Consider the following 14445-nt stretch of genomic DNA (forward strand, 5'->3'; position numbering starts at 1 on the left):
ACATGTAATATAAGTGTCGGAACGCGGCGCCGCGGCGTCATCCGAGCGAGGGGGAAGTCATCATGGGGGTCAGCCTCACCAAGGGCGGCAACGTCTCACTGACCAAGGAGGCACCCGGCCTGACCGCCGTGCTGATCGGGCTGGGCTGGGACGTGCGCACCACGACCGGCGCCGACTTCGACCTGGACGCCAGCGCCCTGCTGGTCGACCAGGGCGACAAGGTCCTGTCGGCGCAGCACTTCGTCTACTTCAACAACCTGCGCAGTCCCGAGGGCGCCGTCGAGCACACCGGCGACAACCTCACCGGCGAGGGCGAGGGCGACGACGAGCAGATCAAGGTGAACCTCGCGGCCGTCCCGGCCGAGGCCACCAAGATCGTCTTCCCGGTCTCCATCTACGAGGGCGACAAGCGCGGCCAGAACTTCGGCCAGGTCCGCAACGCCTTCATCCGGGTGGTGAACCAGCACGGCAACGCCGAACTGGCGCGCTACGACCTGACCGAGGACGCCTCCACCGAGACCGCCATGATCTTCGGGGAGCTGTACCGGCACGGCAGCGACTGGAAGTTCCGCGCGGTGGGCCAGGGGTACGCGTCCGGCCTGTCCGGCATCGCCGCCGACTACGGCGTCGGCGCCTGAGGTCCCGTTCCGGGCCGGCCGCCGAGGGCGGCCGGCCCGCGTCCGGCGAACGTAGGGCTTCGGTCTTCGAGGGGAACGGGTGAGCGTAGCGCTGGGCCTGGCGGCGGTCTTCGTCCTGACGGTCGCGACAGGCTATTTCGTGGCGCAGGAGTTCGCCTACGTCACCGCCGACCGGCTGGCCCTTCAGCAGCAGGCCGCGCGGGACGACAAACGCGCCGAACGCGCCGTGCGCGTGCTGGAGCGCCTGTCGTTCATGCTGTCCGGCGCGCAGCTGGGCATCACGGTGACCGCCCTGGTGGTCGGTTTCATCGCCAAGCCCGCGCTGGCCGAGCTGTTCTCACCGCTGCTGGACGGGCTGGGCGTGCCCGGGGCCGCGGCGGGCGGTATCGCCCTGGCGGCCGGCTTCGTGGTGGCGACCGTCGTCCAGATGGTGCTGGGCGAGCTGCTCCCCAAGAACCTGGCCCTGGCCGAACCGGAGCGGCTGGCCCGGGCGCTGGCCTCCTCCACGCTCGCCTACCTGATGGTCGCGGGCCCGCTGATCAGGCTCTTCGACGCCGCGTCGAACCGGCTGCTGCGCGCCCTCGGCATCGAGCCGGTGGAGGAGCTGCACCACGGCGCCACCCTGGAGGAGCTCGGGCACATCATCGGCGAGTCCGAGGCGCACCTGGCCGACGAGCACGTCGACCTGCTGGAGCGCGCGCTGGAGTTCTCCGACCGGACCGCCGACACGGTGATGGTGCCCCGCGTCGACGTGGTCTCGGTGCGGGCGTCGGCCACGGCGGCGGAGCTGGCCGGCGTCATCGCCGAACGGGGCTACACCCGCTACCCGGTGCTGGGCCGGGACGTCGACGACATCGTCGGCGTGGTCGGGCTGAGCCGACTGTACCCCCTCGACCGCGCCGCGGCCGAGCGCACCACCGTCGGGGAACTTGCCCGGCCCGCGCTGCTGCTGCCCGGCTCGCTGCCGCTGCCGGACGTGGTGGCCCGGCTGAGGGGCCAGGGCGACCGGCTGGCCTGCGTGGTGGACGAGCACGGCGGTTTCGCCGGGCTGCTGACCATCGAGGACGTCGCCGAGGAGCTCGTCGGTGAGATCGCCGACGAGAACGACGCCGACGAACCGCTCGCCAGGCGGCGGCCGGACGGCTGGTGGAGCACCGACGCCGGGCTGCGCGTGGACGAGGTCGAGCAGGCCACCGGGATCGCCCTGCCCGCGGGCGGCTACGACACCGTGGCCGGCCTGCTGCTCGAACGTCTCGGCAGGCTCGCCGAGCCGGGCGACCGGCTGACCGTCGGCCTTCCGCCGGCCCGGATCGGCGAACCCCGCCGCCAGGCCGAGATCGAGATCGTCGACATCGACCACCGCGTGCCGCGGCACATCCGGCTCCGCGCGGTCGAGGCCGCCTCCGGCGCGGCCGGCGAACAGGAGCGTCCCCGGTGAATCTGCCCACCGGCATCGTCCTCACCGTGCTGCTGCTGGCCGGGAACGGGTTCTTCGTCGCCGCCGAGTTCGCCCTGGTGGCGGCCAGGCGGCCGCGCCTGGAGAAGGCCGCCGCCCAGGGCAGCCGCGGGGCGGCCTCCGCCGTGGCGGGCATCCGGGAGCTGTCGCTGATGCTGGCGGGCGCGCAGCTCGGCATCACCATGTGCTCGCTCGGCCTCGGCGTCGTCTCCGAACCGGTCTTCGCCGAGACGCTGACCCCGCTGTTCCACGGCCTCGGTCTCCCCTCGGCCGCCGCGCACGCCGCCGCGTTCGCCATCGCGCTGGCCCTGGTGACCTTCCTGCACATGGTCCTGGGAGAGATGGCCCCCAAGTCCTGGGCCATCGCCGGCCCGGAGCGGTCCGCCACCGTCCTGGCCATGCCGTTCCGCGGTTTCACCAGGTTCGTCCGGCCGTTGCTCACCGCCCTCAACGGCGTCACCAACGCGCTCCTGCGCCTGATCGGAATCCGGCCGCGTGACGAGATGAGCGTGTCCCGCACCCCCGAGCAGCTCCGGCACCTGGTCCAGGAGTCCCGCCGCCTCGGCCTCATCGAGGAAGCCGACCGCAACCTGCTCGACAAGGCACTGCGCGCGCCCCAGGCGGGGCTCGCCGAGCTGCTGGTCCCCGCCGCCGACATCGTCTCGGTGCCGGCGGACGCCACGCCCCGGACCGTCATCGACACCGCCGACCGGACCGGGCACACCCGGCTGCTGGTCCAGACCCCGGGCAGTGGGCTGGACGGGCTGGTGCACGCACGTGACGCCTATCTCGCCCTCATCCGCGGCGACAGCCCGGCGGCCGCCGAGCTCGCCCACCCCGTGCCGACGCTGTCCGCCGGCGCCTCGGTCGCCGCCGCGACGACGACCCTGCGCGCCCAGCACAGCCAGCTCGGGCTCGTCCGGGACGACGAGGGGCGGCTCGTCGGGCTGATCGCGCTCGACGACCTCCTGTACCGCCTGCTCGCGGAGTAGCGCCGGCCGGCGGACGCTCCCCCTCCGGCCGCCGCCCCACTTGCTATTACACTTGTAGTAGATCGCCTGGGACGGGACCGGGCGAACCGGCGAAGGAGGCAGGACATGGCGCTGTGGGACAGGTTCCGTGAATCCACGCAGACGATGCAGGCCCAGCTCACGGCCAAGAAGAACGAGCTGAAGAGCGGGGCCTTCCGCGACGCGAGCATGGCGATGTGCGCGCTCGTCGCCGCCGCGGACGGGTCGGTGGATCCGTCCGAGCGCCGGCGGACGGCTTCGCTCATCGCGTCCAACGAGGTGCTGCAGAATTTCGACGCCGGCGACCTGCAGCAGCGTTTCGACGGTTACCTGAACAAGCTGGGAGCCGATTTCGACTTCGGCAAGGTCGGCCTCCTCCAGGAGATCGGCAAGGTGAAGAAGAAGCCGGCCGAGGCGCGGGCCGTGATCCAGATCGGCATCATCATCGGCGGCGCGGACGGCGACTTCGACGCCACCGAGAAGGCCGTGGTCCGGGAGGCGTGCTTCGCGGTCGGCCTCTCCCCGGCGGAGTTCGACCTCTGACCCCGCCGCACCCGCTCACAGGAACGTCGACACGAGCGCGTGGTCCAGCTGGAGGGCGGTGGCCGCGAGCAGCCCGGTGGTCAGCCCGCTGCCGGCCAGGACGACCGGTCCGGTGACCGGGTTCGTGCCGGGCGGCGACGCGAGCATCGCCTGCACCCGCTCGACCACGATGGAGTCGGTGAAGGCGGGCGCCGGCCCGCCTTCCGGCACGCCGGCCAGCGCGACCTTGGCGATGGTGTGCGCGATCAGGACCCGGTCGCCCACCACGGCGGCGGCGTCCTCGTCCGCCCAGCGCTCGACGGCCAGGCGCAGCCGCCCCTCCAGCGTCCGCAGGGGAGGGATGAGGGCCGCGGCGAACGCTCCGGCCGCCAGATAACGGTGGTGACGGTGCCGCAGGTGCGACTCCTCGTGGCGGAAGACGACCTCCAGCTCCCGGGCGGTCAGACCGTTGAGCAGGCCACGCGAGACCAGCACTCCCCCGCGCCGGCCCGGGACGGCGGTGGCGATCAGGGCGTCGCTTTCCAGCACCGACCGCGCCGCCCGCTGGGCCCGGCGCAGCTCGCGCGTCCAGCGGACCGCCCTGCGCCCCACGACCACCGCGGCGGCACCGGTCAGCGCCGCGGCCGGGACGCCCAGCAGCGGCGGCACCGGCCGGTCGTCGCCGAACAGCATCCACTCGGGCAGCCGATCGGCGGCCCCCGGCGCGAGCGTCGCCCCGTAGTTGACCGCGATGAAGACGACCGTGCCGACGCCGGCCAGCGCGGCCATCGCCGCGGTGATCGCCAGCACCCGGGCGGACCAGCGCGGGTGCAGCGGCAGCGCCCGCCACCCCAGGACGACCCCCAGCACCAGGGTGATCACGGCCGGGAGGCAGGTGTACTCGTTCACCGATCGCCCTCGGGCAGGTCCAGGAGCTCCCGCAGCACCCGCGCCTGATCGGCGCTCAGGGTCTGCACGAACTGGCTCAGCGCGTTGACCGGATCGCTGGCGATGCGCAGGTGGTCGTGCATGCGCCCGGCCACCACCTGCGCCTCGTCGACGGCGAGGCGGTAACGGTACTGGCGGCCGACGCGCACCCGGTCGACCATGCCCTTGTCGTGCAGCCGGAACAGGATCGTGTTGACCGTCGTGTAAGCGGGGTCGCCCGACAGCCGGTCGCGCAGGTCGGAGGTGTTGATGAAGCCGTCGGCCGCGGCCAGCACGGCCAGCACCTCGGCCTCCAGCTGCCCCAATGGTCGTCGCGGCAAGACCCCAGCCCTGTCATATCGGCGAAGAACGTCCTGACGCCAGCCTAACGATCGCCGGCTTCCCCAGGGACACGCGCATGCCCGCGCCGCGGGTGATCGCCGGCCGGTCTTCGTCAGCGGTGACAGGCGGGGCGGCGGAAGACCGGCCCATAGAGACGTTCAGTCCCCGGCAAAGGATGAGGGCCGCCGTGTCGCGCTGCTGCCCGGTGGGGACCTACCGGAAAGTGCGCTGAACACTCCTCGGGCTGGACGACGGCCGCCGCCTTGTGGCCGGTGCGTGATCGGGCGGGGGCCGGGAAAGCATGAGTGACGGGTTCCTCGGTCGCTCCGCGCGCCGGATCGTGTCGGTCTGGGAAGGCCTGCGCGACCGCGTCCGCGGCAAGGTGCCCTGGCTGGGGGAGCTGCTCGACCACCTGGCCCGTATCCGGGTCATGGATTCGGCGACCGTACTCGCCGCCAAGGTCTTCATGACGGTGATGCCGCTGCTGTTCGTGGTCTGCGCTTTCATGCCGGACCCGGTCCGCGGCTGGATGCGCGACTCCCTGCGCGAGGTGCTCGGCCTCGGCGCCGGCGATCAGGTCGACGCCCTGTTCGCCGCGCCGGGCTCGGCGGCGACGCAGGCGTTCGGCCTGCTCGCCGTCCTCGTCGTCGTCCTGTCGGCCACCGACTGCAGCCGCTCGCTGCAGCGCCTGTGCGAGCAGTGCTGGCATCTGCCCCAGGCCACGTCCGCCTTCGTCGTCTGGCGCTGGCTCGTCTGGCTGGGGGTCCTGCTGCTGTCGCTGCTGGTGGGCGCGACCGTCCGCCACGAGCTGTCGGCGCGGGTGGTCATCGGGGTCGCCGCCGCCCTCCTCGGCAACACCCTCCTGTGGTGGTGGACCCAGCACCTTCTGCTGGCCGGCCGCGTCCGGTGGCCGGCGCTGCTTCCCGGCGCCCTCCTGGCCGGGCTCGGACTGACCTGTGTGCTGACGGCCTCCAGGCTGTACATGCCGGACGCGCTCGACCACAGCACCGCCCTCTACGGCTCGCTGGGCCCGGTCTTCACCGTTCTCGGCTGGCTCATCGCCGTCTGCTTCGTGCTGACCGCCGGCCTGGCCGCGGGGCCCGTGATCGCCCGCCGGTCCCCGGTCCGCGGATGGCTGGACGACACGGGCCCGGACGTCACGGAGTGACGATGCCGAAATCGCGATCGGCCTCGTCGGGGTCAGGGGCGGCGGGGGGTCACCAGGCCGGATTCGTAGGCGAACACCACCAGCTGGGCGCGGTCCCTGGCGTGCAGTTTGGTCATCGCCCTGCTGACGTGGGTCTTCGCGGTCGCCGGGCTGATGACCATGTGGGCGGCGATCTCGTCGTTGGACAGACCGCGCGCCACCAGCGCGGTGACCTCGCGCTCGCGGTTGGTCAGCGCGCCCAGGCCCAGGGGCGCGGGCAGGGGGCGGCGGGCGACGTACTCGCCGATGAGGCGGCGGGTGATGGCGGGTGACAGCAGGGCGTCGCCGCGGGCCGCGACGCGGACGCCCTGCAGCAGGTCGGCGGGCTCGGTGTCCTTCACCATGAAGCCGCACGCGCCGGCGCGCAGCGCGTTGAAGACGTACTCGTCGAGCCCGTAGTTGGTGAGGATCACGACGTGGACGCCGGACAGCCGTTCGTCGGCGGCGATGAGCCGGGTCGCCTCGATGCCGTCCAGCACCGGCATCTGCACGTCGAGCAGGACGACGTCGGGCCGGTGCTCGCGGGCGAGGGCGACACCCTGCTCGCCGTCGGCGGCCTCGGCCACCACCTCGATGTCGTCCTCGATCTCCAGCAGGGCCCGGAAGCCGCCGCGGATGAGGGCCTGGTCGTCGACGAGCAGCACCCGGATCACGGTGTTCCTCCGAGGGGGAGTTCGGCGCGGACGGTGAAGCCGCCGTCGGGGCGGGGAGCGGCGCGCAGCCGGCCGCCGAGGGCGGTGACGCGCTCGCGCATGCCGAGCAGGCCCGTGCCGGGTATGGGCGGCGCGGCCGGGTCGGCCTTGCCGTCGTCGTCGACCTGCACGACCAGTTCCGTGTCGCCGTAGCCGATGCGTACCTCCGCGGCCGCCTCGCCGGCGTGCCGGGAGATGTTGGTGAGCGCCTCCTGGACGATCCGGTAGGCGGCCTGGTCCACTTCGGCGGGCAGCTCGCGTTGCTCACCGGTGATCGTCACCGTGGTGGGCTGCCCGCCCGCCCGGGAGCGGTCCACCAGGTCGGCGAGCCGGTCCAGGCCGCTGGTCTCGCCGCCGGGTTCGCGCAGCACCTCCAGGGTGGCGCGCAGCTCGCGCATGGCGTCGCGGCTGGCGTCCTGGACGGCCAGCAGCGCGGGCGGCACGTCCTCGCCGCGCCGGCGCGCCAGATGGACGGCCACCCCGGCCTGGACCTTGATGATCGAGATGCTGTGGGTGAGCGAGTCGTGCAGCTCGCGCGCGATGCGCAGCCGCTCCTCGTCCGCGCGGCGGAGGGCCGCCTCCTCGCGGGTGCGCTCGGCCTCGGCGGCGCGCTGCTCGGCCTCCTCCAGGTAGGCCTGCCGGTGCCGGGCCACCGTCGCCGCCACGCCGGCGGCGACGAACCAGCCGATCAGCAGCGAGATGCTCTGCAGGGTCCCGCCGGACGCGTCGGCGCCGGGCAGGTCCACCAGCAGGCCGGCGCCGAGGAAGACCGTGCCCGCCAGCGCCGCGGCCAGCCGGTGGCCGGCGCTGACCGCGGCGAACACCGCCGCCAGCACGGGGAAGGCGACGGGCGGGCCCAGCTGGACGTGCGCCGCGACCCCGAGCATGCAGGCCGTGCTGACGGCCAGCGCCACCAGCGGCGCCCGCCGCTGGACGGCGAGCACGAGCGTGCCGGCGAGGACGGCCGCGACGTCCGGCGCGCCGGTGTGCGGCGTGACGAGCACGATGACCGTCAGCAGGACGGCCAGTGCCACGGCGGGCAGGCCGTCCTGAGCGAACGGCCGCAACCGCTCCAAGTACCTCATCCGGGCAGATTAGGGCTTTCCCCGGCGAAGATCATCGGCCGTGAGTAGCGATCGGTCGCTACTCCCCGGGGAGTAGCCGGGCCGTTTTTACGCCCCCGGTGCCGGGCCGAGGAGACTCCCCCGGTGCGACGACCGCCGGGTGGCCCGGAGATCACGATGGCCGCCATGAAGACGATGCGAGCAAGCACGGGGGTCGAGGCGTGATGGCGGTCAGGGAATCGGCGGGCGCGACCGCCCGGACGGCGGCCGCCCGGCCCGGGCTCACGCTCGCCGCGGTGGCGGTCGTGCAGTTCATGGTGTCGCTGGACCTGTCGGTGGTGAACGTCGGGCTCCCGCAGATCGCGGCCGGCCTCGGCTTCGGCGCGGTGGGCCTGACCTGGGTGATCCACGCCTACGCCCTCACCTTCGGCGGGCTGCTCCTGCTGGGCGGCAAGGCCGCCGACCGGTATGGACGCAAGCGGGTCCTGTTGTCGGGGCTCGGCCTGTTCGGCATGGCCTCCCTCCTCGGCGGCTTCGCCCAGGAGCCCGGCCAACTGGTCGCCGCCCGCGCCGCGCAGGGCGTCGGGGCCGCCGCGCTGGCCCCGGCCGCGCTGGCGCTGCTGACCGCGACCTTCCCCGAGGGCAGGGCCCGGGTCCGAGCCTTCGGCATCTGGAGCGCCACGAACGCCGCCGGGGGCGCCTTCGGTGTCCTGATCGGCGGGCTCCTCACCCAGTACGCCGGATGGCGCTGGGTGATGCTGGTGAACGTGCCGATGGCCGCCGGCGCGCTGGCGCTGGCCTGGCGCGGCATCGCCGCGAGCCCGCCGGCCGCGCGCGGCGGCCGTCCCGACGTGCTCGGCGCGGTCCTGGCCACGGCGGGCGTGACCCTGCTGGTGTTCGGCGTCGTCCGCACCGACCGGCACCCGTGGACCTCGGCGGCGACCGTGACGACCCTGGCGGCCGCCGTCGCGCTGCTGGCCGCGTTCGTCCTGGTCGAGCGGGCCACCGGCCGCGAGCCGCTGCTCCGGCCGGGGCTGTTCGCCAACCGCTCGGTCGCCGGCGCGAACGCCTACAACCTCCTGGTCGGCGCGGCCATGGCCTCGTCCTTCTACTTCATGTCCCTCTACCTGCAGCACGTGCTCGGGCACGGGGCGGCGCTGACCGGGGTCATGTTCGTGCCGTTCGCCCTTGGCGTGGTCGTCGGGGCCGTGCTCGTGGTCAGGCTCGGGCACCGGTTCGCGCCGCGGACGTTCATGGTCGCCGGCGCGGCGCTGACCGCGGCCGGGTTCGCCTGGTTCGCCCTGATCAGCCCGGATGGCTCGTTCGGCGCCGACGTCCTCGGCCCCTCGCTCGTCGCCGGCGTCGGCTTCGGGCTCTGCCTCGGGCCGCTCGTCTCCGTCGCCACCGCCGGCGTCGCGCCCCGCGAGACCGGCACCGCCTCGGCCCTGCTCACCGCCTCGCGCCAGCTCGGCGCCTCGATCGGGCTGGCCGCGCTCGGCACCGCCGCGCACGACCGCACCGGCCCGGTCGTCACGCCGCGGACGCTGAACGACGGGTACGCGCTCGGCCTCGGCCTCGGCGCCGTCCTGCTGGCCGCCGCCGCCCTCGTCGCCCTCGCCGTGCTGCGCCGCAAGGACGTCCCGGCATGACCGCCGCCCCCATCGACCTCTTCGCCTCGGCGATCCACCTGTACCAGGGCGGCACCATCCGGGCCGGAGGAAGGACTGCGGACTGCGGCCGGGACGGCTGGCGGCTGACGGTCGTCCACGCCAAGACCGGCGCCGACGTGCACGCCGACCACTGGGAGGTCCACCCCGACGCCGAGGAGGTCGTGTCCTGCCTCATCGGCAAGTTCCGCCTCTACCTGCGCCCGGAGCAGGAGGGGCGGCCGGAGGAGGAGATCAGGCTGCGGGCCGGCACCGCCGCCATCGTCCCGCGCGGCCGCTGGCACCGCATCGAGCTGGACGTCCCGAGCAGCATCATGGCCGTCACCCTGCCGCACGGCGGCCGGCTGGAGAGGCGGACCGGGCGCCCCGGCTAGGATGAGCCGCCGTGCCAGCACAGCCTGGAGGTGCAGTGCCCGACACCCGTCCGGTGGATCCCGACGTCGATCTGCACGTGCCCCAGCAGCGCCTGGAGCTGCGGAACGCGCCGTGGTCGACGCTGGCGGCGATCTCGGCGGGCGGGGTCTGCGGGGCGCTGGCCCGGTACGGCGCCACCACCGCCTTCCCGCACGCCCCCGGCTCCTTCGACTGGGCCACCTTCGCGGTGAACGTCTCCGGCTGCGTGCTGATCGGGATGCTGATGGTCGCCATCACCGAGGTGTGGCAGCCGCACCGGCTGCTGCGGCCGTTCCTCGGCGTCGGGGTGCTGGGCGGGTTCACCACCTTCTCCACCGCCATCGTCGAGGTGCGGCAGGCCGCCGCGGCCGGGGCGGCCGGCACCGCGCTGGCCTACCTGGCCGCCACCCTGGTCTGCGCGCTGGCCGGCGTCTGGGCCGGTACGCGCGTGATGCGCCTGGCCGCCCGCCGCAGGACCGAACGATGATCACGGTGCTGCTGGTGGCGCTGGGCGCGGCGGTCGGCGCGCCGCTGCGCTACCTGACCGACCGGCTGGTCCAGGCCCGCCACGACACCCTGTTCCCCTGGGGCACCTTCACCGTCAACGTGTCCGGGTGCGGCCTGCTCGGGTTCCTGGCCGCCCTGCCCGCCGGGCACCACGTCATGGCCCTGGCCGGCACCGGGTTCTGCGGCGCGCTGACCACCTACTCCACCTTCGGGTACGAGACGCTGCGGCTCGCCGAGGACGGCGCCCGCCCGTTCGCGGTCCTGAACGCCGCCGCCTCCATCGCGGCGGGCCTCGGCGCCGCCTACTGCGGCCTGCTCGTCGCGCAGGCGGTCTGAGCCGCCCCGTCAGCGGGCCGGGAAGTCAGCGGGCCGGGAAGGCCAGCAGCGTCCCGACCGCCGCCAGGAACCCGCCGGTGCCGGCCTGGACGGGCAGCACGATGTCGGCGCCCTCCCACTCCAGCGCCTCGGCGGCGGCCCGGTCGGCGGCCACGCCGATGACCTTCGCGCCGCCGCCGAGGCCGGCCCGCACGTCGCCGGGGGTGCCGCCGACCAGGATCGTGTTCCGGCGGGTGAAGTCCGCCGCGTACTTGCGCTCGGCGCGCCGCTGGGCGGCCGCGACGAGGCGGGCGCGCACCCGGCTGTCGAGGCCGTAGGCGCCGACCTGGAAGTCCAGCACCTCCGCCAGGCCGAACCGGTCCGCCTTGGCGAAGACGCCGGGGCCGTTGTCGCCGGACAGCACCGTCTGCACGAGTTCGTCCCGTTCGGCCAGCGCGGTGAGCACCGGGCGGACGCGGGCGGCCGTCTGCTCCTTCAGCAGGTCGTCCACGTCCCACAGGATCAGCGCCGACTTCACCGGGCGGCCCCGGGTGGGCGCCGAGGGCATCAGGGTGAGCAGGGGGGACGGCATGGCAGGCTCCCTGGTCGATGGGGTGAGCGGCGGCGAAACCGCAGGTCGAACGGGATACCACCGACGATAAGCGTCCGCTTGCGGGCTTTCCATGGGCGCGCACACGACGCTCGCGCCGGGTTCTTGTGTCCGGGCACAGCCGGGCCGTCCCGTCGCGCAGGGTGCGCCCGCGTTGACTCGGCGGGAGGCGCACCGCAGAATCACTCCATCGCCCGATGTGATATTCGGTGCAGTGTTAGCGCGAGAGGGGGGTCGTGCCGGCCGCCTGGACGATCCACATCGATCTGCCGCCCGCGGAGATCGCGGCGCGCACCCCGGCGCTGCGGCGGCATCTGCCCGGCGTCGCCGCGGAGGCGGTGGCCGAGATCCGGCGGTCGGTGCCGGCCTATCTGGACGACGCCGCGCCGCTGACGCACATCGTGGAGTCCACGCTCGGCCACTTCGTCGACATGCTGGAGCGGCCCGAGACCGGCTCGCAGGAGATCCTGGACCGGTTCTGGCGGATCGGCGCCGAGGAGGCGCGCGCGGGCCGCGGGCCCGAGCAGCTGCAGACGGCCGTCCGGCTCGGCGCCGGCGTGGCGGTCCGGCGGCTGACCGAACGGCTGGAGAACGACGGCCTGCACACGCCCGCGCACGTCATCGCCCAGGTCGCGCAGGCCGTCTTCGGCTACCTGGACCGCATCGCGGCGGCCGTCACGGCCGGGCACGCCGAGGCGAGCGAGGGCGCCGGGGGCGGCCGGCCGGCGCGGCGGCGCCGGCTCGTCGACCTGATCATCGGCGGCGGCGCGGCCGAGGGGGAACTGGAGGAGACCGCGCGCCGCGCGGACTGGCCGCTGCCCGCCGAGGTCTCCGTCGTCGCGCTGCGGCCCCGCACCGGCGACGCGGCGCACCGGCCCGCGCTGCCGCCCGAGGTGCTGACCGGGCTGCACCTGGACGAGCCCGTCCTCATCGTGCCCGACCCCGGCGGGCCGGGCCGGCGGGCCATGCTGGAGCACGGCCTGCACGGCTGGGCCGCCGCCATCGGGCCGCCGGTGCCGGTCGCCGAGGCCGCCCGGTCGCTGCCGTGGGCGCGCGGCGCGCTCGCCCTCGCCGGGCAGGGCGTGCTGGACGACCGGCGCCCCATCGACGTGTCCGCGCACCTGCCGACGCTGATCATCATGAACGACCGCGGGCTGGTCGACTGCGTCGCCGCGCGGCTCCTCGCGCCGCTGCTGGAGCTGCGGCCGTCGCAGCGGCGGCGGATGGCCGAGACGCTGCTGGCGCTGATCGAGTGCTCGTTCAACGCCACCGAGGTCGCGCGCCGGCTGCACCTGCACGCGCAGACCGTCCGGTACCGGCTGCGGCACCTGGAGTCGCTGTTCGGCGACGACCTGTACGACCCGGCGCAGCGGCTCGCGCTGCACATGTCGCTGCACGCCCGGCTGGCGCGCCCCGGGGAGTGAGCGCGGTCAGGCGCCGCGCAGCCGGGAGATCTCGTACAGCGAGATGCCCGCCGCGACGCCCGCGTTCAGCGACTCGGCGCCGCCGGGCATCGGGATGTTGACCAGCATGTCGCAGGTGTCGGCGACCAGCCGGCCGAGGCCCTTGCCCTCGGAGCCGACGACCAGCACGAACGGCCCGCCGGCGATCTCCAGGTCGCCGATCGGGGTGGGGCCCGCGGCGTCCAGGCCGGCGATGAAGCAGCCGGCCTTCTGGTAGGCCTTCAGCTGCCGCGACAGGTTGGTGGCCTGCGCGACCGGCAGCGTCGCCAGCGTGCCGGCGGAGGTCTTCCACGCCCCGGCGGTGACGCCCGCGGCGCGCCGCTCGGGCACCACCACGCCGGTCGCGCCGAACGCGGCGGCCGAGCGGACGATCGCGCCGAGGTTGCGCGGGTCGGTGATGCCGTCCACCGCCACGATCAGCGGGCGCGCGCCCTTCAGCAGGTCGTCGGGGTGGGCGTAGCGGTAGGGCCGCACCTGCAGCGCGATGCCCTGGTGGACGGCGCCGTCGGTGAGCCGGTCCAGCTCGTTCTTGCCGGTCTCCAGCAGCGGGATGCGGCGGTCGGCGGCGATCTGGATGGCCTCGCGGACCCGGTCGTCGCGGGCGTCGGTGATGTACAGCGCGGTGCCGGGGACCTTGGCGCGCAGCGCCTCCAGCACCGGGTTGCGGCCGGTGACCAGCTCGGGGGTCTCGCCGTTGGCGCGGCGGGCGCCCGCCGGGCGGCCGGTGCGGGCCGGCGCGTCGCCCTGCCCGCCGCCGCCCTGCCCGCGGCTCGCGCCGGGGCCCACGGTCGGGGTGCCGGTCCGCCGGGAGTTCTTGACGGCACGCGCCTTCTGGCGCTTGCCGTGCCAGTGCCGGTTCTCGGCCTTCGGAGTGGGGCCCTTGCCCTTGCCCTTGGTCATTGCTGTTACGCCCCTCGCGACGATTGCGGCTTGCTCGCCCTCGTGCTCAGGGGCGGCTCGGTGAACGGGGCGGCAGCCCCAAACCACCGATTTTATGCGCCGCGGGGAACTGTTCGGGTCACCGGCGGTCCAACCGCTCCAGGATCGTGGCGATCAGGTCCTCGATCCCGGCGAGGCGCTCCTCGATCGCGGCGAGCCGGTCCGCCTGCGGTTCCCGGGGGGCGGGCGGCGCGGTGTAGGCCGCGGGCCCGGCGCCCATCGCGGCGACCACCTCCTGCCGCAGCGCGCCGAGGCCGGCGCCGGACCCGGTCAGGATGCGCGCGGCCAGATCGTCCGGCTCGTCGACGAGGCCGAGCAGCAGGTGGCCGGTGCCGATGTAGTCGTGGCCGAGGCCGAGGGCCTCGCGCAGGCCGAGCTCCAGCGTCTTCTTGGCGCGGGGGGTGAACGGGACGTGCCCGCCGGAGTCCCCGCCGCCCTTGCCGGTCATCTCCTCGACCTGGCGGCGGGCGCCCGCGAGCGTCAGCCCGTACGGCGCCAGCACCTGGTCGATCAGGGGGTCGTGCACCCGCAGCAGCCCGAGCAGCAGGTGCTCGGTGCCGATATGGCCGTGCTCCAGGAGCCGTGACTCCTCCTGGGCGAGGACGATGACCTGCCGGGCGTGCTCGCTGAACCGTTCGAACACGGATGACCACCTCGGGAAGGGTCGGCGTACGGCACTACCGACCGTACGCC

The 14445-nt window shown here is 74.4% G+C and carries 17 protein-coding genes; 10 read left to right on the forward strand and 7 right to left on the reverse strand.

Annotated features, from left to right (window positions below; translation table 11 throughout):
• The first annotated feature begins 62 nt into the window (after window positions 1–62).
• The 4 genes from ACRB68_RS11960 (at window position 63) to ACRB68_RS11975 (ending at window position 3647) form a co-directional block, all read left to right on the forward strand.
• On the forward strand, window positions 63–638 hold the full coding sequence (locus tag ACRB68_RS11960; RefSeq protein WP_153532607.1) for a TerD family protein: 576 nt from the start codon (window positions 63–65) through the stop codon (window positions 636–638).
• A gap of 79 nt (window positions 639–717) precedes the next feature.
• A complete protein-coding gene (locus ACRB68_RS11965; RefSeq protein WP_328594096.1) occupies window positions 718–2076 on the forward strand; it encodes a hemolysin family protein in 1359 nt (452 codons plus the stop codon).
• Window positions 2073–3086, forward strand: coding sequence for a hemolysin family protein (locus tag ACRB68_RS11970; RefSeq protein ID WP_328594098.1), 1014 nt, complete (start codon window positions 2073–2075; stop codon window positions 3084–3086). The genes ACRB68_RS11965 and ACRB68_RS11970 overlap by 4 nt, the downstream gene beginning before the upstream one ends.
• Before the next feature lie 105 nt (window positions 3087–3191).
• Window positions 3192–3647: a tellurite resistance TerB family protein gene (locus ACRB68_RS11975; protein ID WP_153532608.1), complete on the forward strand. Its 456-nt coding sequence runs from the start codon at window positions 3192–3194 to the stop codon at window positions 3645–3647.
• 15 nt (window positions 3648–3662) lie between these two features.
• Here the strand turns inward: ACRB68_RS11975 and ACRB68_RS11980 are convergent, their stop codons facing one another.
• A complete protein-coding gene (locus ACRB68_RS11980; RefSeq protein ID WP_328594100.1) occupies window positions 3663–4535 on the reverse strand; it encodes a M56 family metallopeptidase in 873 nt (290 codons plus the stop codon).
• Window positions 4532–4894, reverse strand: coding sequence for a BlaI/MecI/CopY family transcriptional regulator (locus tag ACRB68_RS11985; RefSeq protein ID WP_153532609.1), 363 nt, complete (start codon window positions 4892–4894; stop codon window positions 4532–4534). Before ACRB68_RS11985 ends, ACRB68_RS11980 begins: the two co-directional genes overlap by 4 nt.
• Before the next feature lie 302 nt (window positions 4895–5196).
• Between ACRB68_RS11985 and ACRB68_RS11990 the strand changes: the two genes are divergently transcribed.
• Complete coding sequence (locus tag ACRB68_RS11990; protein ID WP_153532610.1) at window positions 5197–6063, forward strand: YhjD/YihY/BrkB family envelope integrity protein; 867 nt, start codon at window positions 5197–5199, stop codon at window positions 6061–6063.
• A 32-nt stretch (window positions 6064–6095) separates the two neighbouring features.
• Here the strand turns inward: ACRB68_RS11990 and ACRB68_RS11995 are convergent, their stop codons facing one another.
• Together ACRB68_RS11995 and ACRB68_RS12000 are read right to left on the reverse strand one after the other, a co-directional pair.
• On the reverse strand, window positions 6096–6755 hold the full coding sequence (locus ACRB68_RS11995) for a response regulator transcription factor (RefSeq protein ID WP_328594102.1): 660 nt from the start codon (window positions 6753–6755) through the stop codon (window positions 6096–6098).
• Window positions 6752–7879, reverse strand: coding sequence for a sensor histidine kinase (locus ACRB68_RS12000; RefSeq protein WP_153532611.1), 1128 nt, complete (start codon window positions 7877–7879; stop codon window positions 6752–6754). Before ACRB68_RS12000 ends, ACRB68_RS11995 begins: the two co-directional genes overlap by 4 nt.
• A 203-nt stretch (window positions 7880–8082) precedes the next feature.
• On the opposite strand from ACRB68_RS12000, the gene ACRB68_RS12005 reads away from it, so the two are divergent.
• The 4 genes from ACRB68_RS12005 to crcB are packed head-to-tail and all read left to right on the forward strand — an operon-like array spanning window position 8083 to window position 10761.
• Window positions 8083–9507: an MFS transporter gene (locus tag ACRB68_RS12005; protein ID WP_153532612.1), complete on the forward strand. Its 1425-nt coding sequence runs from the start codon at window positions 8083–8085 to the stop codon at window positions 9505–9507.
• Entirely contained in the window at window positions 9504–9899 is a 396-nt protein-coding gene (locus ACRB68_RS12010; protein WP_153532613.1) for a cupin domain-containing protein, read from the forward strand. The genes ACRB68_RS12005 and ACRB68_RS12010 overlap by 4 nt, the downstream gene beginning before the upstream one ends.
• A gap of 35 nt (window positions 9900–9934) precedes the next feature.
• On the forward strand, window positions 9935–10405 hold the full coding sequence (locus ACRB68_RS12015; protein ID WP_328594103.1) for a fluoride efflux transporter FluC: 471 nt from the start codon (window positions 9935–9937) through the stop codon (window positions 10403–10405).
• Window positions 10405–10761, forward strand: a complete 357-nt coding sequence (gene crcB, locus ACRB68_RS12020) for a fluoride efflux transporter CrcB (protein WP_328594521.1) — start codon at window positions 10405–10407, stop codon at window positions 10759–10761. The genes ACRB68_RS12015 and crcB overlap by 1 nt, the downstream gene beginning before the upstream one ends.
• A gap of 25 nt (window positions 10762–10786) precedes the next feature.
• Here crcB and ACRB68_RS12025 read toward each other — a convergent pair whose 3' ends face one another.
• Window positions 10787–11332: an HAD family hydrolase gene (locus ACRB68_RS12025; RefSeq protein ID WP_153532615.1), complete on the reverse strand. Its 546-nt coding sequence runs from the start codon at window positions 11330–11332 to the stop codon at window positions 10787–10789.
• Between the two features lie 254 nt (window positions 11333–11586).
• Here ACRB68_RS12025 and ACRB68_RS42460 point away from each other — a divergent pair, with 254 nt between their 5' ends.
• On the forward strand, window positions 11587–12774 hold the full coding sequence (locus ACRB68_RS42460) for a PucR family transcriptional regulator (protein WP_153532616.1): 1188 nt from the start codon (window positions 11587–11589) through the stop codon (window positions 12772–12774).
• Window positions 12775–12780: 6 nt separating this feature from the next.
• Here ACRB68_RS42460 and rlmB read toward each other — a convergent pair whose 3' ends face one another.
• Both rlmB and ACRB68_RS12040 read right to left on the reverse strand, forming a co-directional pair.
• Window positions 12781–13713 (reverse strand): 23S rRNA (guanosine(2251)-2'-O)-methyltransferase RlmB, encoded by a 933-nt coding sequence (gene rlmB, locus ACRB68_RS12035; RefSeq protein WP_153532617.1) that lies wholly within the window; start codon window positions 13711–13713, stop codon window positions 12781–12783.
• Window positions 13714–13831: 118 nt separating this feature from the next.
• Entirely contained in the window at window positions 13832–14395 is a 564-nt protein-coding gene (locus ACRB68_RS12040) for a Clp protease N-terminal domain-containing protein (RefSeq protein ID WP_153532618.1), read from the reverse strand.
• Window positions 14396–14445: the final 50 nt, after the last annotated feature.

Source organism: Actinomadura macrotermitis (assembly GCF_009604375.1).
Classification (GTDB): domain Bacteria; phylum Actinomycetota; class Actinomycetes; order Streptosporangiales; family Streptosporangiaceae; genus Spirillospora; species Spirillospora macrotermitis.